Here is a 22,267-nt window from a genome sequence, read left to right as displayed (position 1 = left end):
AAAGGCTTTTTACTACGTGGTGTGTATGGGAAGCGTTATTTCCTTCAGAAAACAAAGACTCTCAAAAATGCGTTGCGACGGCATTTGAAACGCCGGCCAGGTCAAGGAGGTCTTCTATGCACCGTGGGAGTGGCGGACGCTCCGCATGGAGGTCATCAAGGACTACGGGAAGCAGTGCCAATGTTGCGGATCGCGGCCGGGAGAGACGACCGTCGCCGGCAAGCCGGTTCGTATCGTGGTCGATCACATCAAGCCAATCTCGAGATATTGGCACTTGCGCCTCACCAAGAGCAATCTTCAAATTCTCTGCGCCGAATGCAATATGGGCAAGGGCACATGGGATGAAACAGATCACCGGCCGATCGCCGCCAATGACGAGGCTGACGTCGACCCGATGAACTTCGCTAACGTGATCTGAGCCGACAATCTGCCTAAAAAAAGATCAGTGTGCTCCACGTTTATCCACAGAATTCAACTTGGCGATGAAGCCAGCGAACTCATTCGGCGACATCCGAACGCAAAAGGGCGCATGCTCGGTGAACTGATAGATGACCAAACGGTCGCCGGTCGCCTTGTCGACAAGAACTTCGGTTGACGATAGCCTGAGAGCCGTGGCGCACAGCTCAAGCATCTTTTCAATACCCTTGTCCACCCTCAACCTCTGTCGGTAAATCATCAGTTGTGACGCGTATCTAACCTCATGATACAACGTGCCGATTAGTGAAAATGGAACCGAGACTACCGACGGGGCTCTATTTTCATGTTTTACTTTAAACTCACACACCTCTCCATCCGGGGCGACGTATGCTTGGCATGATTTATATATTACTGTCTTACTATCTCCAGTTACAGAATCCGACCACGAGTCGGTCCTAAGTGCCACGCCCATTTTCCGCCCTTTTTGACCATCGATGATTTTCCCGATCACTTTCTGCTTCTCTGAACTGCTCTGTCAACAATACCGTCAAGATAATCGAAGACCTCGATAAGTTCGTCCTGCTCGAGCAATTTAAGCTTTTCTTTAGTATGTTCGGGAATTGAAAGGTCAGGGCCACCGCCGGGGCCGCGTCCGACGTTGGTCCAAAGCCAAGACTCATCTACCCTGAAAGCCTTAGCGTACTCACTTAGCCAGTTTTGATAGCTGGTTCTTCCGGTCTCGTGTTGATGGTAGGTTGGCACTTTCCAGCCGAAAAATTCGGCAGCTGCCTTTGCGGTTTTGAAGCCGCGCGCGACCCGCGCTTGCGTTAAACGCTGAGCTCGATCGGGTCTATCGTCAAAAGTTTTCATAAAATCCATCTTACACACCTGCGATATGCGTTTCACCCTTGACAGAAAATATGTGATATGCATATTACAGGGAATGAGCGATACAAACCCGATCGACATGAAAGCGCTTCGCAAGCGCCTGAAATGGAACCAGGCGCGGCTGGCACGCTTTCTCGGCGTCCATCAATCCACTGTTTCCAACATGGAGCGGATTGGTAACAGCCCCAAGGGCGCTGTCCTGATCTCACTCCAGGTTCTCTCCGATGCGGCTGACGCCGGCACCGCTGATGCGCTCTGCCCTGAGCTGCCGGACGAGGTTGTCGCGTGAAGGCCCAGGACGCATTTTGCCGCCCCGCTTGCGCGGCGACGGCCGTGGCTGTCGATTTTCTGTGCTCGGATTCATTCAAGACGCCTAGCGTGCACCGTCGCGTTGATCTGGTTTACGGCGCGGCGTGCGTTGGCACGCGCATTCGTGACGTTGTTGTTGGCCGGGTGGCTGTCCTTTCCGCGATTGCCGGTGGCCTTCTTCAACCAATCTGGGCGGCTATCCGCCCATGAGTTTGTCTGCTCTCGGCCATGTTCGTGCTTGGCGGCCTGATATGGTCCGAGGTTCTGAAGCATTTCTTTTCCTTTCAACCGGCTTGGAGGCCGATTTCTCTTCATTCGATGCGGCTCAACATATCGAAGGAGAGTGTTCATGTCCGACGCAAGGCGTGTCAAATCCGACACCAGTGATGGCGAGGTCCGCATGAGGGCCTTGGCTGACACTGCAGGGATGGAACCACCGGAACAGGCAAAGTTCTGGCTCGAGGAAATTGCAAAGAAAGTCCATCGCGGTCCGCGTTTGGACACCTGGACTTCCGCGCGCAATCGCGCGGCTGAGTACGCTGGTATCGAGGTGTCGATGGCCAAGCGGATATGGCAGCGCTGGGAGGACATGAAAGACGTGTCCGGTTCGGCACTGGTCAAGCTGATGATCGCATACGAGAGAATTTGCGAAACCAACGAACGGGCGGCTGACAGCTATCGTGCTGAACGGCTGGGAACGGGGACGAAGGATGCGACGCCTTACCAAGAGTCTCGCTCGGCGGGGCTGGGAATGGATGCTGCTCGTCATTGATCGGGCAAGAAAGAGGAAGAAGTGACATCGACAAGACCAGAGCGCCGACGCGCTCTCCGGAACGAGCGCAACAACACTCTCTTTGAAGGAAGTTCGGCGGCTGCTTTGCAACGACACGCTGAAAAGAGAGGAAAGAAGGTGCGGAGGAAGATATCGTCCCGACAGGCACCACGGATCGTTATGCCGGATGAGGTCAAGCTCACAAGAGGTCAGCGAAAGCGGCTGATCAGAGAATCCACCAACCAGGTCATCAACGAGCAGCAGAAAGCGGAAGCTGTTCGTCGCGCCGAGCGCGCTCGGTAGAAGAGATCCTGCGCCCTCGGAACAACGTGCCTATCCACCGTCAAAAAACCTGACAAGGAGAAGATATGTTCGGAAATCTATTCAAGGGTAAAGCCAAGGAAGCCATGAACCAGTTTTCTGGGAACAAGGACTTCCTCGAGGGCATGTGCGCCGCATGCGCGCTTACTGCCGCATCTGAAGGCGGCATCGACGACGGCGAGTACGAGAAGACGTTGACGGTTATCCGTTCGAACACGGCGATCGCCAAGGGCTTCAACTCGACCGAGATCGAATCGGTCTTCGGCCGAATGCAGACGAAGACGACGACGCGGTCTGGCAAGGCCGAACTGAAGAACGAGATCCGCGAAGTGATCGCCCGCGACAAGTCCGGCGCACTCGGCCAGGCAATTGTGCTCGCCGCGCTCGATGTCGCCGACGAAGGCGGAATTTCGCCGGCCGAGGTGGCGGTCATGCGCGACATCGCGTCGATCTGCGGCGTCAACTACGACAAGCTCGCCGCCTGATCTGATCCGGCAGAGCTCACTCACTGAAAAGGAGAATTGAGTTGATCAAGAGGCTTTTGATCATCGCGGCGTTCGCCTCGATGCTACCTGCCGCGGCGATGGCGGACATCCGCCTTTGCACTGGTTCCGCCTCCGGTGTCTACTTCGCCGCCGGCCAGGAAATCGTCAAGATGGCCGGCAAGAACATGCCTGTCACCGTGGTGGAGACCGAAGGTACGATCGATAACCTGCAGCGGGTTCTGGATCTGCCGGCGGATTCACCGGACGCCTGTGATGCCATGATCGGCCAGCCCGACGGGCCCGTCTACATCGGCCGTCAATCGCCTGCCAAGATCAAGAAGCTTCGCCAGGTCGGCGGTCTACACCGAGAATATCTCCAGGTGCTTTGCTCGAAGGCTTCCGGCGTGGATGATCTCGGCGCCCAGCCCGATGCGACCGACATCAACTACGAGGACGCATTCACCCGCGGCGTTGTCGGTGGCGACTACACGATCAACCTTCACTGCTACCGCTGTCCACAGTTGCCGCAGGAAGTGAAGGTGGTGGTCGAGATCAACACCGGCGAGCCTGGGAAGGCATCCCTGAAGCCGCTGGTCAACACCACCGTCAAGCTTGTGACCAACGGCCAAGAGCGAACAGCGATCCGGTTCAAGCTGACCGACAAGGGCGAGATCGTCACCGGGTCGATGAATTCCGTCTTCAAGCCCCTCCGGAGCGCAGAGAAATGAATTATTCCATCACCGTCTGGCTGGCGATTACCGCCATTCTCGGCATCACCGCCTCACTCGCGATCTGGGCTCGAGGCTTCTCGCGAGCTCGTGGCCTGACCGTCCTCGCTTTCCTGTTCGCAAGCCCCGTGGCCGGTGTTTCGCTTGGCTTCAGCCTCGGATGGCCGGTGCCCTTGGTTGACGGCCTGACGCTATCGGCCGGAGATCACCAAATCCTTGCGGCGAAGATGCTGATCGATGAGGGCATCTACATCTTCGTCGACCGCGGCGATCAGCAGCCTCGATATTACAAGCTGCCATGGAACCCGAAGACTGCCGACAAGTTGCAGCAGGCGCTTGATGAAAAGGGTGAAGGCGGGCAGGCCGGCATCAGCGTGAAGCCATTCAAGTGGCCATGGGAGTCTGACGACGAAGGTTCCGGCGAAGGCGGACAGCCAGGCAAAGGAAAGCCAGCCAAGGGCGGAATTGCCGGAATGTTCGAGTTCTCGTGGAATACGCACGAGTCGCAGTTCTGGGCCTTGCCGCAGCCGAAGGTGATGCCTGACAAGACCACCCCGCCGCCGGCGCCGACCTACGAGCAGCAGATCTGATGTGCCAGGTTCTAATGATCCTCGCTCTGATGGACAGCGCTTTTTCGCTTGAGACGCGGTGTGTCGAGAGCGTCGAGAAATGCAATGAGGTGATCAAAATCGAGACCACCGAGTTCTTCCCCGAGGCGGGTTACATCGGCCAGTGCGTCGAAGTGGCTGAACTCGCCAAGCAGGGCAAGTGAGGACCATCTTGTCTGCCGCAATTCTCCAACAGGGTTTACCCGGTCCGCGTTCCAGAGCGGTTGCCGACGGCCGACCGAGCACACCAAGTTCCGAAGTTTCTGGTGCAAAAATGGGGCGCGTTCCAACCCCAGACCGGGCCGGCGCTGCGCCGGGACATGAAGGCAGATATTCGGGACAAGCCGTCAAAATTTCATTCCTCGGATCAGGATCCGGGGCGAGAGGTACAGTGGCGCCGCTGAGGCCAGTCGTAGATTCCGGCGTCCTGGTTGGCAGACGAAACTCGGGAGTACCCAAGGCGGACTTGCTGCAGCAGGCGAGGCTTGAGGAAACCGAGGCCGAGAGTCTGTTCACACCGGCACCTTGCGTGGGTTTCTCGAAAGTGTCGCCGCCATGAACGTCAACCGCTTTGCAGCGATGGGCGGTCACCAGAGTTCCCGCAGTGGGACCGACACCTGGATCACACCGCCTGCGATCATCGAAGCCCTTGGTGGCGTCGACAGCTTTGATCTCGACCCGTGCGCCGCGGAGGACCAGCCATGGCCGACAGCGTGCAACCATTTCACGGTGGCCGACAATGGATTGCTCCAACGGTGGTTTGGCAGGATCTGGTTGAATCCACCCTATTCCATCAAATTGGCGACGCGGTTTCTTGGGCGCATGGCCGAACACAACTGCGGCATAGCGCTGACGTTCGCGCGTACCGAAACCGACCCGTTCCACCGGTTCGTCTGGGGCGCAGCGTCCGGTCTGCTTTTCATGCGAGGTCGGCTGAACTTTCACTCGGCGGACGGCAGCCGAGCTGAAGCCAATGGCGGCGCGCCATCGGTGCTGATCGCCTACGGCTCAGAAGATCGCGACATCCTTGCGGCCGCGCCGATCGATGGCGCCTTCGTTCCGCTCAGATTGCCAAAGTCTTGGTTGGTCGAGGTGGTGACGGGAACCTGGTCGGAAGCACTCGACACGTTCTTTCACGGCAGATCCGAAGCGGTGACGCTGGCCGAGCTCTACCGAGCCTTCTCCGATCATCCGAAGACCCGAGCAAATCAGCATTGGAGAGACAAGCTTAGGCAGGTGCTCCAGCGCGGCCAATTCGAACGTGTCGACAAGGGTCTTTGGCGGAGGACCGCGGCATGAGTGAGATCGACTTCGCCCAGATGACCAAGGAGTTCGCGGCCATCCGGCCATCCGGGGGGTTCAAGGTCGCGCTCCTGGATATTCCTTGGGACTTCGAGCACTTCTCCGAAAAGGGCCAAGGCAAGGGCCCGCAGCGCCACTACGACACGATGTCGATCGAGGACATCTGTCAGATCCCCTTGACCGCGCTGCTAGCTGACGACGCCGCGGTCTTCTTGTGGATGACGTGGCCGCTCGCAATGAGATGGCATGAGGTCGTCCCGGCGTTGGGTCTCAGCTATGCCGGGCTCGCTTGGGAATGGCTCAAGTTCAATCCGAAATCCGGCAAGTACGCCTTTGGTGGTGGATATGGGACTCGAAAAAATCTCGAACCATGCATTTTGTGCACCCGTGGCAACCCGCAACTGAGGCAACCGATCGAAAGCGACATGCTCGGCGAAGCGGTGATCCCCGCCGGCGTCCGCAGTGTGCGTGATTTCATTGAGGCGATGCCGCTGGACGCTATCCGTGCGCCGAGGCGCCTCCACAGTCAAAAGCCTGACGAGCAATACGAGCGCATTGAGACGCTGTTCGACGGGCCCTACGTCGAGCTCTTCTCACGCGCTGATCGTCCGAGATGGACTGCCTGGGGAAATCAAACCGGGCTCCTGAACACCGAACTGGTGTCAACCGCCGCATAGTGCGGCCAATCTGAAGGAAGAAGCATGACCACCAAGACAGAAATCGCTGCTCGAGTCGCGGCAGATGCCGGCATGACAAAAGCAGATGCTGCTGTGGCAGTGAATGCCATGGTCGACGCGATCGCCGACACTCTGGTGACTGGCGAGAAGGTGCAGATCGCCGGGCTGGGCGTCTTCACCGTGAAAGCGACCGCCGCACGCCAAGGAAGAAACCCGCATACCGGCGCTTCGATTCCGATCGCCGCAGGTCGGAAGATCACGTTCAAGCCGGCTGCTGACCTGAAGGGGAGGCTCTGAGTTTAAGCGACATGCAGGTCACATCCAAAGCGGACGCCCGGTCAGCCGGACTAAAGCGCTATTTCACTGGCAAGCCTTGCAAACACGGTCATTCGGCCGAGCGTTGGGTGTCAACCGGGATCTGCTGCGACTGCGACCGTATGTTTGCTGCCAAATATAAGGAGAAGTCGGCGGCGCGCCGAAAGGCCTATGCCGCCGAATACCATGTCAACAATCGAGAAAAAATACTCGGTCGGAGTAGGCAGTGGCGTGATGACAACCCAGAGCGCGTGAAGGAACTCAATCAAAAACAGTATTGGAAGAACGCGGAAGCGAACCGTGCCGCAGCAAGCGCTTGGAGAAGGGCCAATCCAGAGAGGAAAGCGGAAGCCAATCGCAAATGGGCGCAGGAAAACCCCGAAAAGAATCGCGACAGCCAACGCAAGCACTATGCCAGGAACATTGAAAAGCAACGCGAGCGATCGCGGTTGAACCACGCAGCAAGGCGCCAAGAGGAAAAAGAATACAGCAGACTCTATTCGAAGAAGTTCCCCGAGAGGAAGCGTGCGAGCGAAGGAAAGCGTAGAGCGCAAAAGCGCGGATGTGGAGGCGGGTCGTACACACCACAAGACATCCGGGAGATTATCAACCTTCAAGACAACCGCTGCGCTTACTGTCGCGTTAAATTGCGGGGTTTCAACTTTCACATCGATCATATCAAGCCGCTCGCGCGAGGAGGCTCGAATGATCGCAGAAACCTGCAGGTGACCTGCGCACGGTGCAACATCTCGAAGGGGGCAAAAGATCCATTGGAATACGCGAAGTTCATCGGAAAATTGATCTAAGGAGAAAGTCTATGAGTCGTCCAAAAGGTAGTGTGAATAAAAAACCCAAACTCTCTGTTGTCGGCGGCGGCGCCAGTCCAGGCCCCGGCCACAACAAATCGGCCGAGCAACTGAACGACGACCAGCTTCAGGCCCTCACGCGGCAGCATGCCGCAAAGCGCGCAAAGCTGCTTGACACCGAGAAGAAGGCTAAAGCCGATCGAATGAACTTCGACAAGGTGATCAAGTCTGATCTGGGTTCGACCGGTCTTGCGAACATAAAACTGCTCGAGGATCTCGAGACCCCGGAAGGCGAAGCCAGGATCAAGGCCGACATGGAACGGCAGGCGATGGTTGCGCGCTGGGCCGGCCTTGCGATCGGGACACAGGGCGCACTCTTCGACACCGACCGCCGGCCAATCGAGGATCGGGCGTTCGATGACGGCAAGCGCGACGGCATGTCCGGCAAAACGTTGGCGCCGCCGCATGCTCCAGACACTGTGGCCTACGGCCGCTATGTCGAAGGGTGGCACGCTGGCCAGGCACTGAATGCGGCCGGCATCAAGCAGAAGCCGCCGGCGGCAGAACTCCTTCGTAAAGAGGGTGTCGAGGCCACTGGAAAGCCAGACGAGTTCGATGGGGCGGCGGACGGCACGGGATCGGTCGCCGGTGAACAGCCGGACGCAGATGACAAGCCTTGGCCGGACGATGCCTCAATCGCCGCTGGCAAGTCTGCAGGGCCCTCCGCGACGCTGTGAAGCAACACCTGCGACGGGGCAGTCTTTGGGCTGATCCTGTCGCCCGATTTAAAGATGAACAATGATTGAGATCGTATGAATATCGGCGGACTCGACATCGCAACGGTTACCGGCGCCGCCGTCATGCAAGATGGCGTGATCACTACAGAGACTTTGGCGTTCAAGGGACCGAAAAAGAAGTTTCTCGACGACGAGAAGGCGCCAGCGTTGGACGCCAACGAGATGGGGAAAGTGTTCGACTGGTTCGAGCGGTCAATTCGTATCTGGCTGGTGACCAACAAGCTGGAGCATGTCGCGATAGAAGAGCCACTTAGGACCGACTTTGCCAGGAAGAAGGCGGTGGTCGACACGTCCTCCACATGGGCAGGGAAGGCCGTTCGCTACGAAGAGAAAGGCGGGATCAACCTCAAGACGATCTTCAAATTGCACGGGCTCGAGGCGATAGCATGTCGCGTGTGCGCGCAGTTGAACATTCCGGTGATGTTCGTCAACCAGGCAACGTGGAGGGCAAAGTTCCTTGGGAACGGCCGGCCCAAGGATGCCAAGGGAGAAGCGGTGAAAATGTGCCGCCGCCTTGGCATAGAGATCACGACCGTAGATAGCGCCGAATCGGCCGGCATCGTCTGGTTCCTGGATCAGCATCTGAACCCATACAGCCACCGGCGCGCGAACGACTTGTTTGCCGAAAAGCCTCTGACGAAGGCTCAGCTGCAGATCAAAGAAGCTGAAAAGCTTTTCAAGACATCCGCCTGAGTTTGGCGAAAAAAGAGCGTGCAAGCATATGTGGAATAGAATGAGCCGGGCGGAGCGGATTGCCGCGATCCTGGATGGATTGAGCAGGTCCTTGAGCACTACCGACATTGCGATCGAAATCGGCGGTTGCTCTAGGAACTCGATTATCGGATTGGCCCATCGTGCCAAGCTACAGCTTGGGCCGAAGCAGCGCAGGAGCAAGAAGACTACAGCAGCTTCGCCCGTGGCAACCAAGAAGGCAGCGCCGGTCAAGCTTGAGAAGGCCCCAAAGAAGACGCGTGAGCTCGTCATAGGCGCCATGAAGAAGGTTGTTGCCGTCCCGGCGGTGGTTACCGAGCCTGTCTATGAATTTCCTGACGCCCATTACAGGGTGCTGCTCGATGACGTGAAGAGCGGTCATTGCCGATACCCGACATGGGGAGACGCCCACAGGCCGGGCACTGAGACATATTTCTTCTGCGGCAAGCCGGTGAGATCAGACTCTCCCTATTGCTGGCACTGCCACATCAAGACGCACGACACGGCTGTAGGACCGAAGCGTCAGCCGGCGCGGAAGCCAAGTGCTCGGCTGACAAGGCGCGGTGAGGTTGCTTGAAGGCTTCCGACATTCGGCCGGAGGACGCGCGGCATTTTCTCCGCAGGATTCTCAGCCGGAACAGGGAGCGAGATGACGGTCGATCGTTCAAAGTCACCGTCCATATGACGAGAGAAGAGGCGGCCAACATCTGGGCAGCTCAGCGATGGTTGGACGTCTACCGGCAATGGGGTGTCGGGATCGAGGAGACGGACTTCACCATCGACCACACGAGGAAGTTCCTCGGTGAACTGATTGAAGCCCTTAAGGGCCAGAAAGGCGAGAATGAAATGAAGATCACGATAAAGAGGAGAGGGCTGACTATCCTGGCCGCCGCCGAACTGCACCTGGATCGGTACTGCATCATGCGCGGCTTTCCGGACAAGCCGAAGAACTTTGGAGGGAAAAAGCGTTGAGCCGCAAGATGCTGGTGGCCGACCTCCTGTGCGGGGCCGGCGGATCTTCGACCGGCGCCCAGCGCGCGCTCGACGAACTCGGCCTTGAGATGGAGCTCGTGTGCGTCAACCATTGGGACGTCGCGATCGACACGCACCAGCGCAACCATCGCGAGGCTCGGCACTACGTTCAAGACATCGCGACGGTCCGGCCGCACCTTCTTGTGCCAGAAGGCTATCTGGACCTTCTGATGGCTTCGCCGACGTGCACGCACCATTCGGTAGCGCGGGGCGGAAAGCCGACGTCGGACCAGCAGCGTTCAGATCCATGGCACATCATCACCTGGCTGACCGAGCTCCGGGTGAAGCGCATCATCATCGAAAACGTCTGGGAATTCATCGGCTGGGGGCCGGTCGACCTTCGCACCGGCAAGCCGATCAAGTCGCGCAAGGGTGAATACTTCCACGCGTGGATAGAGACAATCCGTCGACTCGGGTTCGATCCCGAATGGAGGAAGTTGAACGCGGCCGACTACGGCGATGCCACGACAAGGCAGCGTTTCATTCTCATGGCTCGATCTGATCGCCGCCGCGTGTCATGGCCGATGCCGACCCACAAGAAGCGCGACGACGTCAATGTTGATCTGTTCAGCGGTGCCAAGCCGTGGCGACCGGCGCGCGAGATCATCGACTGGAAGATCAAAGGTCGGTCGATCTTCAATCGAAAGAAGGCGCTGGCGCCAAAGACGCTCGCGCGCATCCATGCAGGGGCAGTGAAGTTCGATTGGCCAGAGCCGTTCCTCGTCATCCTGCGCAACCACATGGCCGGCCAGAGCATCAACGGACCGCTGCCGACGATAGCAGCGAACGGGACGCACATTGGCTTGGCCGAGCCGGTCATCGTGAACATGAAGAAGGCGGCCGCGCCAGGCGACCCGGGCCAGCCATTGCCGACGCTGACATCCGCATCCAGCCACATGGCCATTGCCGAGCCTGTCATCATCAACGGCCGCAAAGGCAACAAGGCACAAGGTGTTTCCGAAGCGCCCATCCCGACCCTGGACACCAAGGGCGGTGTCTGGCTCGCCGAACCGTTCGTACTCTCTCAAGCATCAGGAGGGGCGCCGCGTGCTGCCGGCCAGCCACTGCCGACGATCGTCACCGGTGGGCAGCGTGGGAGTGGCACAGCACTGATCTCTCCCTACTATGGCTCCGGATCGGGCGAGACCTGCAACAGTGTTGACGAAACGCTGCCGACCATTACGGCCAAGGGCCGTTTCGGAATGGTCGTGCCGGTCACCAACTCGAATGGTGGAGCGATCGCCCGCAACGTCGATCGCGATCCGCTGCCAACCATGACGACGGCGAAGGGCGGAGAGTTCGCTTTCATCGCCGCCCAGTTCGGAGAGCGTGACGGACAGGCTCCGCGCGTCCACGACATAGAGGACCCGACGCCGACGCTCTGCGCGACCGGTCGGGTCAACCTGGTCGAGGCGACACCGCAATATGACATCCTGTTCCGAATGCTCGAACCGCACGAACTTGCGGCCGCCATGGGCTTTACCACCGCGGACGCAACCTACGAGTTCGCCGGCACCAAAACCGAGAAGATCAAGCAGATCGGCAACGCGGTCTCTGTTGCGAAGATGAAGGCCTGTGTGGGCGCCATCATGGCCGACGCGGCTCCTAAGCGCCGGGCTCCTGTTGAGTTTCGGGAGGCGGCTGAGTGACCGTACAACAGATCATGGCCCTGCTGGCCAAGCTACGTCTGCCGCTGTCGGATGAAAAGCGGCTGCAGGCGGCGATCGCGGACGAGTTCACTCTCGCGGATATCCACCATGAGCGCGAGGTCAGGTTGAGCCCTGCAGACGTCATCGACTTTATGTCAGGCCAGGTCGGCATCGAAGTGAAGATCAAGGGCAGCAAGCGCGCGATCTACCACCAGGTGGAACGCTACGCACAGCACGATGCGCTCAAGGAACTGATCCTTGTCAGCAATGTCGCAATGGGCTTCCCGCCGGAGATCAACGGCAAGCCGGTCTATTTCCACAATCTTGCAAAGGCGTGGCTGTGACACACGAAACGATCAGACTGAGGGTTATTTCGCTTGGCGCCGGTGTGCAATCGACAACCATGGCACTCATGGCCGCGCACGGGGAGATTGGTCCCATGCCGGATTGCGGCATCTTTGCCGATACCGGTTGGGAACCGGCCCACGTCTACGAACACCTCGATCGACTGGAAAAGCTTCTGCCATTCCCGGTCTATAGGGTTTCAGCCGGCAACCTCCGCGACGAGATCGCATCAGTCAGGCCCACAGGCAAGTTTCTCAAAATCGACATCCCGGCGTTCGTCTCGAACAACGGAAAACCCGGTGGTCTCGTAAACCGCTCGTGCACGCGTGATTTCAAGATCGACCCCATTCGGCGGAAGGTGCGGGAACTACTCGGCATAGCCGGGAAGCGTTCGCCGAAGGAGGCTGTGGTCGAGCAGTGGATTGGAATCAGTATTGACGAAGTGATCCGAATGAAGCCGGGTCGCGAGGCATGGCAGGTTAGTCGCTGGCCTTTAATCGAAAAGCGAATGGCACGTTCAGACTGTCTGAGGTGGATGGACAGAAACGGTTACCCTGAGCCGAAGAAGTCCTCATGCATCGGTTGCCCCTTCCACTCAGACGCAGAGTGGCGCGCTCTCTCCAAAGAAGAGTTCGCTGACGCTGTCGAGGTTGATCGACGGCTTAGAGATACCACCAGGGGCATTGCCCGAACTAAAGGCGAACTGTTCCTGCATCGGACGTGCAAGCCTCTCGACGAGGTCGATTTCTCGACAGCTGAAGACAGAGGGCAACTGAACCTTTTCCTGAACGAGTGCGAAGGAATGTGTGGCGTCTAAGACGCCAACCAAACAAGGAGAACTGACATGACTTTCTGGCTTACCATGCTCGGCTTGGCTGGCGTCTCGATCGTTCAAAACGCCGCCTTTACGGCAGTCTCACGATCAAGGAACAGCGGTGACGTTCGCCACCACTTCAAATGGGCGATCGCCTCGAACGGCGTTTGGTTCATCGCGCAGTTGTTCATCTGGTCGACCGTCTGGCGCGCGGTCGAAACAGGAAACTGGTGGCAGATCGCGGTCGGCGGGGTCGTCTATGTCGCATCTACCACGTTTGGCTCCGTCTGGATGATGGCTCGGATGCTGAAGACTGAGACCGGCAAGCAGAAGGTCGGCGCCCGGTGAAGACGTTTCTCATCTGTCCTGTACGCGGCGTGGATCCGGCAACCTCGGCTGGCGTCGTTGCCAAACTTGAGGCCGAAGGATGGTCAATTCATTGGCCGCCGCGCGACACGGATCAGGTCGACTCGACGGGCCTGCGGATCTGCCGTGACAACGCGGCCGCAATCAGGTCGGCGGATGCCGTGCATGTCATCTGGGACGGCGCGAGCCAAGGCTGTCTGTTCGATCTCGGCGTGGCCTTTGCTCACGGCAAGCGGATCATTCCGGTCTCGCTGCCGTCAGCGACGGAAGGCAAGTCGTTTCAGAACATGGTCCGCGCGTGGGCGGAGTGCGCAGACTGATGCACGTTCGCCTGACCCAATTGGATGGCAAGTTGCCGAACCTTGCGCTGATGAAGCTTGCCGCTTGGCATCGATCGCGCGGGGATGACATTCATTTCTTCACCGGTGACCGCGGCGCCGAGCGGGGGCTCGATGAACCAACCTACTCGCATGTGTACGGCTCGGCCATCTTTGGCTTTAGCGCGCCGCTTGTGGAAAAGTTCCGAACGCAGTTTCCGGGCGCGATCGTCGGGGGTACGTGGTCCATAAAGGAAGGGGAAGACGGTCTCGTCGTCGACGATGGGATCACAGTCGAGGATGTAATAGGCAGCGACTACGAACATTATGACTATTCTGTCGCGCCAGCCGACTTTGCGGCAAGCCTTGGGTTCACACAGCGTGGCTGTCGCCTGAAGTGCAAGTTTTGCGTGGTTCCCGGCAAGGAAGGGAAGCCGCGATCAACGGGCACCATTGATCGTATCTGGCGCGGTCCCGGTTACCCCAAACATATTCACCTTTTGGACAATGATTTCTTCGGCCAGCCGCGTCCTGACTGGGAAGCTCGGATTGCGGAGTTGAGGGATGGCAGTTTCAAGGTCTGCTTCAACCAAGGCCTGAATGTCCGCGCCTTAACGCGACAGGCCGCCGCAGCGCTGGCGAGTGTGCAATATCGAGACGGCAAGTTTCGGGAGAGGCGCCTCTACACCGCTTGGGACAATATCGGCGACGAATGGGTGTTCTTTCGCGGCGTCGATATCCTCGAGGCGGCCGGCGTTCCCGCGAAGCATTTGATGGCCTACATGCTCGTCGGTTTCGATCCGGCCGAGACATGGGAGCGGTTGCTCTATCGGTTCAACGCAATGGTTGCTCGGGGCATCCAGCCCTATCCGATGATCTACGGCGACAAGCGCCGCACTCTGCCGCTCGGTGGGACCAATCAGCGCCTTGAAGGCAAGCGTCTTGGCGAATTCCAGCGGTGGGTGGTGACTGGGCTCTATCGCGCCGTGGAATTCGCCGACTATGACCGGACACTGAACAGAAGCAATCGCGGCGAGCCTGATCTGTTCGGAGGCGTGGCTTGACACCGGAATTTCTCACTCGCGAGCAGGAGTACGCGCTGGCCATCCGCTGGCGTGACCACAAGGCTGTGCCAGCGATGCAGAAGATCGTCGGCGCGTACCGGCCTTTAGTTATTCGCCTGGCGCTGAGATTCAGGCGCTTCCAATTGCCCATGGATGACATGGTCCAAGAAGGAATGCTCGGGTTGGTCACGGCCTTAAAACGCTTCGATCCTGATCTAGGCAATCGGTTCTCCACCTTTGCCCGCTGGTATGTGATTGCCGCACTCCAGGACTATGTCCTGACCAACTTCAGTTCCGTGAAGGGGCAAAGAACCAAGGAGGCTAAGGCCAGACTCTTCAGGGGTGGGCGGCTGCCTGATCTATCGCTGGACGCGCCAATCTCTTCGGATGGCGGTGTCGAGACCTGGGCCGATCGCCTGGTTGACGAAGCGGCGTCGCCGGAGGAAGTCGCAGAAAGAGTGATCGACGGCGAGCGGCAGCACAAGATCATCAAACGGGCAATGAGAAAGCTGTCGCCGCGATCCAGAAAAGTCATCGAGGCGCGGTTGATGCTCGATGAGCCACGGACTCTTGACGATCTCGGCCAAGAGTACGGCGTTTCAAAAGAGCGCATTCGGCAGATCGAGGCGAGGGCGCTCGAGGATCTGCGGACGGCGCTGCTCGGGAAGCGCCGGCGCAAGTTGGTGGCCGCATGACGGCCCCGACCTACGGCAAGCTGGCCCTGCAGGGGAATCGCTGGGTCCTAAGCGACATTCCACCTCACGTCGCCATCCGCATGAAGGACATCTTCAGGCGCATTCCCAAGACGCAGACCAAGGTGTTCGACCTGCCGTTCACGGACGAGATGTCGGCCGACCTGTCCTGGTTCTTAAAGCGCTACCCGCTTGCTATGTCAGACGTCGACAGGGCCGTACTTGAGGGCAAGCGAGCACGCTTCGATCAGGACCGGGCGAATGTCGAGGCCATCCTTGCACCGACGTGGAAGCCGCAAGAGGTGCTGCATGGCTTCCGGCCAGGCTACGCGCCTTATGAAATGCAGCAGCAGGCGGTCGAACTCCTTCACCTGACAAGGCGGCTTCTCCTTGGTGATGATGTCGGCTTCGGCAAGACGATTGTCGCCATGGCGGCGCTCGCCGGCTCACAATATCTGCCGGCGGCGATCGTGGTGCAGGCTCATCTGCCGCAGCAGTGGGTCGACGAGTTCATCAAGCCGTTCACCTATATGACCGCGCATGTCATCGAGGGGACGAGACCTTATCGGCTGCCGCCGGCCAATCTGTACATCTTCCGCTACACCAACATCCACGGATGGGCAGACGTCGCCGCGACCGGGATGTTCAAGGCAGTCGTCTTCGATGAGATTCAGGATCTCCGCGCAGGCTTCGAGATGGAAGGCAGGCCAGGGGAGGGTACGCGCAAGGGCGCCGCTGCCAAGGTCTTCGCCGACAACGCCGAATTGAGACTAGGCCTCTCGGCGACGCCGGTCTTCAACTACGGCTCGGAAATCTGGAACATCATGCAATTCATCGACCCCGATGTGCTCGGTGTTTGGTGGGAGTTCGTTCGGGAGTGGTGCACGAGCAAGAACGGAAAGTGGCTGGTCACCGATCCCGACGCCCTCGGAACCTATCTCCGCGAAGCCAAGGTGTTCCTGCGCCGCATCCGGCAGGGAAGACCGATCAACCGCATCCCCATTGAGGTTGACTTCGATGAGGACATAGCGGCCGATGCTGAGAACCTGGCGCGCTCACTGGCGATGAAGGTGATCGGCGGGAAGTTCCACGAAGCCGGCCAAGCGGCGCGCGAGCTCGACGCTTTCGCTCGGCTGCAAACCGGGCTGGCCAAAGCCAAGAGCGTGGCGACCTATGTCCGCATGCTGATAGAGGAGGGGCGGGAACAAATCATCCTCGGAGGCTGGCACCGCGAGGTCTACAAGATTTGGCTGGAAGAACTCGCCGACTTCAAACCCATCCTCTACACTGGAACTGAATCACCTCAGCAGAAGAATCGGGCAAAAAAGGCCTTCATCAATCGAGAGGTGAACCCACTCATCATCTCACTCAGATCAGGCGCCGGCCTTGACGGTCTCCAAAAGGTTTGCAGCACCGTGGTTGTTGGTGAATTCGACTGGTCACCCCAGGTCGTGGAGCAGCTGCTCGGTCGCGTTGATCGGCCAGGGCAGACTAAGGACGAAGTCACCGCGATATTCCCCTATGTGAACTTCGGCTCCGACCCGACCATCATGGCGGTCAATGCCATAAAGAAGGATCAGGCGCGCGGCATCAATGATCCGGGCATGGCGTTGCCTAAGGTCTACACCGACGAATCCCGCATCAAACTGCTCGCTCAGCAATTTTTGCAGAAGAGGCAGGCATGACGTTCAAGCGCAAGCGCATCGCTAAGAAGGGGCCCGCCGACATCATGTCCGATCGGCGCCTCCCTCACTGGGTGCGCGAGATCCTTACGGAGGTCGCGGGCGCGCATAAGGTGACCCCGAACACGATACTGATGGACTTCCGGCACGACAAGGCCTGCTTGGCCCGTCGTGAGGCTATCTATAGGATTAAGGTGCAGAAGCCAGCTCTATCGTCGCCACAGATCGGTAGGTGGTTCGACAAGAACGCCGCGACAATCCTCTATTCGCTTGCTCGACACGCGGAACAGACCGGCGCCGCCAAGCTGTCTGAATACAGTTTAAAAAAATGGAAACCGACCGGTAGATCAGTCGGCCGCCCGAGGGGGACACAATGAATTCCGAAGTAAGGACGATCGATCCCACCCCATTTGCTGCCGCGTTCGGGCGCCCATTGACGTCGTCACTCGGTATTAAACCGGGGCTCTGCTGGTTGCCCGTTACCTCCCTTCGGATCGACCCGGCATATCAAAGAGAGATATTCGAGGGCGGCGCGAAGAACGTCCTCAAAATAGCTAAATCGTTCGACTGGGCTTTGTTTGGAGTCATTGTTTGCGCAAAGCTCGACGAAGGTCTGTTCGCCATCGTCGATGGACAGCACCGAGTAATTGCGGCCGCTCTGCGGGCGATCGACGAAGTCCCGTGCATCATCATTGAAGCCGATCATAAGAAACAGGCAGAAGCCTTTGCCGCAATCAATGGTGCAGTAACGGCTATCCATCCGCTGTCGATATTCGCGGCCGAACTCGCTGGCAACAAGCCAGACGCGATTGCCTTGCGAGATGCCTGCGCAAAGGCCCATGTCAATATTCTCAGATACCCGGTCCCGTCCAAAAACATGAAATTGGGTGATACCATTGCCATTCGCTCGCTCCAGGAGTCCATGCGGATCTATGGCGCGGATCATCTAACTCTTGCCCTGCGTGCGATAACCAGAGCAAGGCCCGACGGACACGCTGGTCATGTGAAGGCGCCGATCATCAAGGCCCTTTGCCATGTCCTCGACGCCGAGAAGTCGTGGTGTAAGCCGGAGTACCGGCTGATCTCAGTGATGGGGCAATTCGAATACGGACCGGAGTTGGACCAGGCAAGCGTTCTGGCCCGGAAGAACAAAAGGCAGACGCACACCGAACTGGCCGTTCGGTTGTTCGACTACCTAGATGACGAGATTGGCGCATGACGTCGCGCCCCGCCGCGTTCGATCGGGAAGTCATGGCCTCTTATGCTGCGTTGCGCCAGCGCGCAATGAACCTGGCTCGCAATCCGACGAGGGCCGAAGATCTGGTCCAAGAAACTGTCGCTAGGGCAATGGAGAAGTGGGAGCAGTTCACACCCGGCACGAATCTCAAGGCATGGCTTTTCACCATCCTCTTCAACGAGCATATCAGTCAGGCGAGGAAATCAGGGAGATTGGTCGAAGACCCCGAGGACATGCTGGCCAAGAACCTGTCGGTTCAGGCCAGCCAGCCTTTCGCGGTGGATCTGAAGATCACCCAGCGTCGGATGCGGCTCCTTCCGACAGAGCAGCGGCGGGCGATCGAGTTGGTGGCCATTCTTGGCAATGACTACGAGCGGGCTGCCGACCTGATCGGCGTCGCCATTGGTACTATCAAGAGCCGGGTGTCGCGAGCCAGAGACTTCCTGGAGACGGGTATCCTGCCGCCAGAAGTGCCTGATCTACCGCCGCCGCCAACTTTCGATGAGACCACGCTGTGCGACCGGGTATCCGTGCTGTTCAGGGCGGGTAGGTGGATATCTCAGATTGCCGGCGAGGTGGGCGCCGAACCGCGGAAGATCATGCGCATTGTCGTTGACCAAAGGTTGCGCCGGCATGCACAAGGGTGAGAAAAATGGCGTATAGCGGCAAATCATTCGATCAGATGTTGGCCGAGGTCCAGCCGATAAAGAGGCGTGGCAGGGTCCGTGACCTGACCAGCATTAAGTTCGGCAGGCTTTCAGTCGTCTGTCTTTTGGGTACTCGTTTCGGCGAGGCCGCGTGGCATACTAAGTGCGACTGCGATAAGAATGTTATTGTCTCCTCCCAAAATCTAACTAGCGGTCGAACGTGTAGCTGCGGCTGCTTCTCCGTCGAAAGAAGACCTTTCGTCAACCTGAAACACGGAGATATGCGCTCATCGAAGCGGACGGTCGAATACAACTGTTATCAGCACATCAAAAACCGATGCTATTGCAAAACCAATCATGCCTATGACCGATATGGCGGCCGCGGCATCACCGTTTGCGATCGCTGGCTAAGCGGCGATGGCGCGCGCACTGGCTTCGACTGCTTTCTCGAGGATATGGGGAGACGCCCACGGCATTGCGATTCGATTGATCGATATCCAGACAACGACGGCAACTACGAGCCGGGCAATTGCCGCTGGGCCGATTCGGTTCAGCAGGGTTTGAACACTCGCCTGAACAACATCGTCTCTTGGAACCGACGAGAGGGGTTGCTCACGGTTTTCGCTCGCGAGGTCGGCCTTGACGAAGAGATGGTGAGACGTCGCGTCAAGAATCGCGGCTGGTCCGTCGAAAGAGCGCTATCCACGCCATCTCTTGCGAGAGACAAAGGATGACTTATCGCGACGACTCTTCCGAAATCGCCAACAGGCTCAATGACGGCATCGAGTCTGTTTGCTCAAAGTTCTGGCCCGGATGGATCAGCGTCAAAGAGAAGGGCAAAGACATCGGCCTGATGACGCCACGGATTAAGGTGGCGACGAGCAAGACCGCCAAGACAAAGAAACTGACAAGCTCCTTCAAGGTCGAACTGAGCGGCTCACACAAGGGCAGGTGGTTTCGCTTCTCTCAAAGCGTTGGCGGTTATGGGCTTGCCCTCCTGTACTACGGCCGCACAGATCGAATCCCGAACAGCAAAGAGGACTTTCGCGAGGCGTTCCAATTCGCCAGGGAGCATCTCGGCATGGCCGAAGAGCGCACCGAATCGCCTGAAGATAAGGCGGCCAAGGAAGAGCGCCGAAGGAAAGAACAGGCAGAACGAGACGCGCGCACCAAGAAAGAGGCGGCCGAGGCGGAGCGGAAGAGGCAAGCCAAGGTTTTGAACGTCCAAGAAATCTGGGCGGAATCCAAGCCGCTTGCTGGATCGATGGGGGAGCAATACCTGATCGGCCGCGGCATCCCGCCGATCTCTGAGTGGCCATGGCAGCCGGATGAGGCACTTCGCTTTCATCCCTCGTTGGATTTCGAGCCAGACCGGGACGTGGGTAACTATCCGGCGATCGTTTGCAAGGTCGTCGACGCGTTCAACTCTCATATCGCACTCTGGATCGTCTATCTGAAGCGCGACAGGGCGGAGAAGGCCGATCTGTCACCAAGTCCAAAGATCGGCCGCGGGCCCGCCACGGGTGGCGCCATCAGGCTAGGTGGCGATGCGGCGCACATAGACGGCGCCGAGGGGATGGAGACAGCCCTGGGTGCGTGGTTCCTTGATGGCTGCCGGCGGCCGGTGTGGTCGTTCATGTCAACCAGCGGCATGAAGAACTTCGAGCCGCCGATGTTCGTTGAGCGATTGAACATCTTTAAGGACGGCGACAAGGCCGTGCTCGGCCCGCAGGGGCGCATCCTGCCTCCGCCTGGCCAGCACGCGGCCGAGGAATTGCAGAAGCGTATGAAGGCCGTCGGCATCAAGTGCGCATTGAACGATGTGTGCAGGGACGGTGACGCGCTGGACTTGTGGAACGCCAGACAGCGGTTTGAAAAAAGCACTCGGAAGGAACAAAAGAATGGCGAAGCCACAAACCCAGCACCTTGAAAATCTGGTCGCCGAGCGCATGGTGCTTGGCAAGGTGCTCCAGTCAGAAAGCAGCTTCTGGGCGGTCTCTGATGCGCTTCAGTCTTTTCATTTCGCTTTAGATGTGCACCAGCGGATTTACCAAGCGATCCGCGACGTCCTCACCGAAGGCAAGAGGATGTCCTTGGCGATCCTCGAGAGCCGGCTTGGTCCTGAATACGACGATGACGGCAAATCCACATCGTCTCTGTTGACCGCGCTGTTGCGCGACGCGGAGAACAACGAGTCGGCACTCGATGAGGTCGAGACAATTGTTGACCTCTGGCGGCACCGCAAGCTCATCGAGACGCTTGAGCATGGTCTGAAGGAGGCGAAGAGGCCGAACGTGATGCCCGCTGACCTTCTGTCCGACATGGAAGTGAAGATCAAGGACATCAGCGTCAACAGCCAGGCGGAGCCGCTCAAGTGGCTAGGAGATATTGCTGTCAAGGTGCTGACGAGATCGTCGAAAACAAAGGATACCGGCATCATCCCGGGCTTCGACACCGGGCTGCCAACGCTCGATCAACTGATCGGCCGCGTGCACGCCGGCGATCTTGGCTTCATCGGAGCGCGCGCGGGTGACGCGAAAACCGTCCTTGCCTTCCAGATGGCCATGCGCGCGCAGCTTTACACCCCGGGGATCTTCTTCGAGCTCGAGATGAAGGACGAGGATTTGACGGCACGCGCCATGGCGGGTGAGACCAACGTATCGGTGGCTGAGATCGAAGCGGGCTCATACGATGCCTTCGCCCTGGAAGATCTGAAGACTGCCAGAGACAAACTGAAGGGCACAAGGATCGTCATAGACGATCGGCCAAAGCTTGCCATCGAGCAAATGCGGGATAGATGCGTGGCAATGAAGAGACGGCACGGGCTCGGCTTCGCAGTCGTCGACCACATCCGCCTGGTTCGAACGTTCAACAAGTCGACGAACAAGTTCGATCGGATCGAGCATGTCACCGGAGAATTGAAGGCGCTCGCAAAGGATTTGGGAATCGCCTTCATTGTGCTATCTCAGGTGACGAGATCCTCGCAACGACGAGACGATCCGTTCCCGACCCTGACCGATTTGGATGGTGGTGGCTCGATTGAGCAAGATGCCGACTGGTGTGTTTCCCTCTTCCGAAGAGACCGATGGCTGAAAAACCAGCGGCCGCAGGATATGGACAACAAGGAAGGCAGGGAGTGGGCTGAGCAAATGCATCGCTGGAAGAACCGCATTGAAATCCGCTGCCTTAAGCGAAGGCGCGGTGAGGACGGTGAGACAGCCGAGTTCGAATTCGACGGCCGCCGCGGGCTTTTGCGAGAAGTGGAGCGCTGAATGACACCTGAGAG

32 protein-coding genes are annotated in these 22,267 nt (G+C 58.5%); 29 read left to right on the top strand and 3 right to left on the bottom strand.

Annotated features, from left to right (window positions below; all coding sequences use genetic code 11):
- The first annotated feature begins 145 nt into the window (after positions 1–145).
- Positions 146–418 (top strand): HNH endonuclease, encoded by a 273-nt coding sequence (locus NKJ09_RS23310; protein ID WP_352763826.1) that lies wholly within the window; start codon positions 146–148, stop codon positions 416–418.
- Positions 419–442: 24 nt separating this feature from the next.
- On the opposite strand, the gene NKJ09_RS23305 is transcribed toward NKJ09_RS23310, so the two are convergent.
- Complete coding sequence (locus NKJ09_RS23305; RefSeq protein ID WP_352763823.1) at positions 443–652, bottom strand: hypothetical protein; 210 nt, start codon at positions 650–652, stop codon at positions 443–445.
- A 272-nt stretch (positions 653–924) separates the two neighbouring features.
- Entirely contained in the window at positions 925–1,296 is a 372-nt protein-coding gene (locus tag NKJ09_RS23300) for a hypothetical protein (protein WP_352763822.1), read from the bottom strand.
- A 16-nt stretch (positions 1,297–1,312) separates the two neighbouring features.
- Here NKJ09_RS23300 and NKJ09_RS23295 point away from each other — a divergent pair, with 16 nt between their 5' ends.
- Complete coding sequence (locus NKJ09_RS23295) at positions 1,313–1,594, top strand: helix-turn-helix domain-containing protein (protein ID WP_352763820.1); 282 nt, start codon at positions 1,313–1,315, stop codon at positions 1,592–1,594.
- A gap of 71 nt (positions 1,595–1,665) precedes the next feature.
- Here the strand turns inward: NKJ09_RS23295 and NKJ09_RS23290 are convergent, their stop codons facing one another.
- Positions 1,666–1,887 carry a hypothetical protein gene (locus NKJ09_RS23290; protein WP_352763818.1) on the bottom strand — a complete coding sequence of 74 codons (222 nt, stop codon included), beginning with the start codon at positions 1,885–1,887 and terminating at the stop codon, positions 1,666–1,668.
- A 76-nt stretch (positions 1,888–1,963) separates the two neighbouring features.
- Here NKJ09_RS23290 and NKJ09_RS23285 point away from each other — a divergent pair, with 76 nt between their 5' ends.
- The 27 genes from NKJ09_RS23285 (at position 1,964) to NKJ09_RS23155 (ending at position 22,253) form a co-directional block, all read left to right on the top strand.
- Positions 1,964–2,386 (top strand): hypothetical protein, encoded by a 423-nt coding sequence (locus NKJ09_RS23285; protein WP_352763816.1) that lies wholly within the window; start codon positions 1,964–1,966, stop codon positions 2,384–2,386.
- Between the two features lie 368 nt (positions 2,387–2,754).
- On the top strand, positions 2,755–3,192 hold the full coding sequence (locus tag NKJ09_RS23280) for a tellurite resistance TerB family protein (protein WP_352763814.1): 438 nt from the start codon (positions 2,755–2,757) through the stop codon (positions 3,190–3,192).
- Positions 3,193–3,233: 41 nt separating this feature from the next.
- A complete protein-coding gene (locus NKJ09_RS23275) occupies positions 3,234–3,920 on the top strand; it encodes a TAXI family TRAP transporter solute-binding subunit (RefSeq protein ID WP_352763812.1) in 687 nt (228 codons plus the stop codon).
- Complete coding sequence (locus tag NKJ09_RS23270; RefSeq protein WP_352763810.1) at positions 3,917–4,510, top strand: hypothetical protein; 594 nt, start codon at positions 3,917–3,919, stop codon at positions 4,508–4,510. Before NKJ09_RS23275 ends, NKJ09_RS23270 begins: the two co-directional genes overlap by 4 nt.
- On the top strand, positions 4,510–4,692 hold the full coding sequence (locus NKJ09_RS23265) for a hypothetical protein (RefSeq protein WP_352763808.1): 183 nt from the start codon (positions 4,510–4,512) through the stop codon (positions 4,690–4,692). Before NKJ09_RS23270 ends, NKJ09_RS23265 begins: the two co-directional genes overlap by 1 nt.
- A 391-nt stretch (positions 4,693–5,083) precedes the next feature.
- Positions 5,084–5,827 carry a DNA N-6-adenine-methyltransferase gene (locus NKJ09_RS23260; protein WP_352763806.1) on the top strand — a complete coding sequence of 248 codons (744 nt, stop codon included), beginning with the start codon at positions 5,084–5,086 and terminating at the stop codon, positions 5,825–5,827.
- The gene (locus NKJ09_RS23255; RefSeq protein ID WP_352763805.1) at positions 5,824–6,507 is read left to right on the top strand and encodes an MT-A70 family methyltransferase; all 684 of its coding nucleotides are present in this window, start codon (positions 5,824–5,826) and stop codon (positions 6,505–6,507) included. Before NKJ09_RS23260 ends, NKJ09_RS23255 begins: the two co-directional genes overlap by 4 nt.
- A 24-nt stretch (positions 6,508–6,531) precedes the next feature.
- Complete coding sequence (locus NKJ09_RS23250; protein WP_352763803.1) at positions 6,532–6,804, top strand: HU family DNA-binding protein; 273 nt, start codon at positions 6,532–6,534, stop codon at positions 6,802–6,804.
- An 11-nt stretch (positions 6,805–6,815) separates the two neighbouring features.
- The gene (locus NKJ09_RS23245) at positions 6,816–7,628 is read left to right on the top strand and encodes an HNH endonuclease (RefSeq protein WP_352763801.1); all 813 of its coding nucleotides are present in this window, start codon (positions 6,816–6,818) and stop codon (positions 7,626–7,628) included.
- A gap of 11 nt (positions 7,629–7,639) precedes the next feature.
- Positions 7,640–8,365, top strand: coding sequence for a hypothetical protein (locus NKJ09_RS23240; protein ID WP_352763799.1), 726 nt, complete (start codon positions 7,640–7,642; stop codon positions 8,363–8,365).
- Positions 8,366–8,440: 75 nt separating this feature from the next.
- On the top strand, positions 8,441–9,118 hold the full coding sequence (locus tag NKJ09_RS23235) for a hypothetical protein (protein WP_352763797.1): 678 nt from the start codon (positions 8,441–8,443) through the stop codon (positions 9,116–9,118).
- 28 nt (positions 9,119–9,146) lie between these two features.
- A complete protein-coding gene (locus NKJ09_RS23230; RefSeq protein WP_352763794.1) occupies positions 9,147–9,713 on the top strand; it encodes a GcrA family cell cycle regulator in 567 nt (188 codons plus the stop codon).
- The gene (locus tag NKJ09_RS23225) at positions 9,710–10,108 is read left to right on the top strand and encodes a hypothetical protein (RefSeq protein WP_352763793.1); all 399 of its coding nucleotides are present in this window, start codon (positions 9,710–9,712) and stop codon (positions 10,106–10,108) included. The genes NKJ09_RS23230 and NKJ09_RS23225 overlap by 4 nt, the downstream gene beginning before the upstream one ends.
- Positions 10,105–11,817: a DNA cytosine methyltransferase gene (locus tag NKJ09_RS23220; RefSeq protein ID WP_352763791.1), complete on the top strand. Its 1,713-nt coding sequence runs from the start codon at positions 10,105–10,107 to the stop codon at positions 11,815–11,817. The genes NKJ09_RS23225 and NKJ09_RS23220 overlap by 4 nt, the downstream gene beginning before the upstream one ends.
- Positions 11,814–12,161 (top strand): hypothetical protein, encoded by a 348-nt coding sequence (locus tag NKJ09_RS23215; RefSeq protein WP_352763790.1) that lies wholly within the window; start codon positions 11,814–11,816, stop codon positions 12,159–12,161. Before NKJ09_RS23220 ends, NKJ09_RS23215 begins: the two co-directional genes overlap by 4 nt.
- Positions 12,162–12,220: 59 nt before the next feature.
- Complete coding sequence (locus tag NKJ09_RS23210) at positions 12,221–12,979, top strand: adenine nucleotide alpha hydrolase family protein (RefSeq protein ID WP_352763788.1); 759 nt, start codon at positions 12,221–12,223, stop codon at positions 12,977–12,979.
- A gap of 27 nt (positions 12,980–13,006) precedes the next feature.
- A complete protein-coding gene (locus NKJ09_RS23205) occupies positions 13,007–13,324 on the top strand; it encodes a hypothetical protein (RefSeq protein WP_352763787.1) in 318 nt (105 codons plus the stop codon).
- Positions 13,321–13,662, top strand: coding sequence for a nucleoside 2-deoxyribosyltransferase (locus NKJ09_RS23200; protein ID WP_352763786.1), 342 nt, complete (start codon positions 13,321–13,323; stop codon positions 13,660–13,662). The genes NKJ09_RS23205 and NKJ09_RS23200 overlap by 4 nt, the downstream gene beginning before the upstream one ends.
- Positions 13,662–14,723, top strand: coding sequence for a radical SAM protein (locus tag NKJ09_RS23195; protein WP_352763785.1), 1,062 nt, complete (start codon positions 13,662–13,664; stop codon positions 14,721–14,723). Before NKJ09_RS23200 ends, NKJ09_RS23195 begins: the two co-directional genes overlap by 1 nt.
- Positions 14,720–15,418, top strand: a complete 699-nt coding sequence (locus NKJ09_RS23190) for a sigma-70 family RNA polymerase sigma factor (protein WP_352763783.1) — start codon at positions 14,720–14,722, stop codon at positions 15,416–15,418. The genes NKJ09_RS23195 and NKJ09_RS23190 overlap by 4 nt, the downstream gene beginning before the upstream one ends.
- Positions 15,415–17,100 carry an SNF2-related protein gene (locus tag NKJ09_RS23185; protein ID WP_352763781.1) on the top strand — a complete coding sequence of 562 codons (1,686 nt, stop codon included), beginning with the start codon at positions 15,415–15,417 and terminating at the stop codon, positions 17,098–17,100. The genes NKJ09_RS23190 and NKJ09_RS23185 overlap by 4 nt, the downstream gene beginning before the upstream one ends.
- On the top strand, positions 17,097–17,474 hold the full coding sequence (locus NKJ09_RS23180; protein ID WP_352763778.1) for a hypothetical protein: 378 nt from the start codon (positions 17,097–17,099) through the stop codon (positions 17,472–17,474). Before NKJ09_RS23185 ends, NKJ09_RS23180 begins: the two co-directional genes overlap by 4 nt.
- The gene (locus tag NKJ09_RS23175) at positions 17,471–18,316 is read left to right on the top strand and encodes a ParB/RepB/Spo0J family partition protein (protein WP_352763775.1); all 846 of its coding nucleotides are present in this window, start codon (positions 17,471–17,473) and stop codon (positions 18,314–18,316) included. The genes NKJ09_RS23180 and NKJ09_RS23175 overlap by 4 nt, the downstream gene beginning before the upstream one ends.
- Positions 18,313–18,981 carry a sigma-70 family RNA polymerase sigma factor gene (locus tag NKJ09_RS23170; RefSeq protein ID WP_352763773.1) on the top strand — a complete coding sequence of 223 codons (669 nt, stop codon included), beginning with the start codon at positions 18,313–18,315 and terminating at the stop codon, positions 18,979–18,981. The genes NKJ09_RS23175 and NKJ09_RS23170 overlap by 4 nt, the downstream gene beginning before the upstream one ends.
- A 5-nt stretch (positions 18,982–18,986) precedes the next feature.
- Positions 18,987–19,715, top strand: coding sequence for a hypothetical protein (locus NKJ09_RS23165; RefSeq protein WP_352763770.1), 729 nt, complete (start codon positions 18,987–18,989; stop codon positions 19,713–19,715).
- Positions 19,712–20,911 (top strand): DUF7146 domain-containing protein, encoded by a 1,200-nt coding sequence (locus tag NKJ09_RS23160; RefSeq protein WP_352763768.1) that lies wholly within the window; start codon positions 19,712–19,714, stop codon positions 20,909–20,911. The genes NKJ09_RS23165 and NKJ09_RS23160 overlap by 4 nt, the downstream gene beginning before the upstream one ends.
- Complete coding sequence (locus NKJ09_RS23155) at positions 20,883–22,253, top strand: replicative DNA helicase (RefSeq protein ID WP_352763767.1); 1,371 nt, start codon at positions 20,883–20,885, stop codon at positions 22,251–22,253. Before NKJ09_RS23160 ends, NKJ09_RS23155 begins: the two co-directional genes overlap by 29 nt.
- Positions 22,254–22,267 lie beyond the last annotated feature (14 nt).

Origin of the sequence: Mesorhizobium sp. M0189 (assembly GCF_040322135.1) — a bacterium.
GTDB lineage: Bacteria > Pseudomonadota > Alphaproteobacteria > Rhizobiales > Rhizobiaceae > Mesorhizobium.
This window is presented reverse-complemented; position numbering and strand designations above follow the sequence as displayed.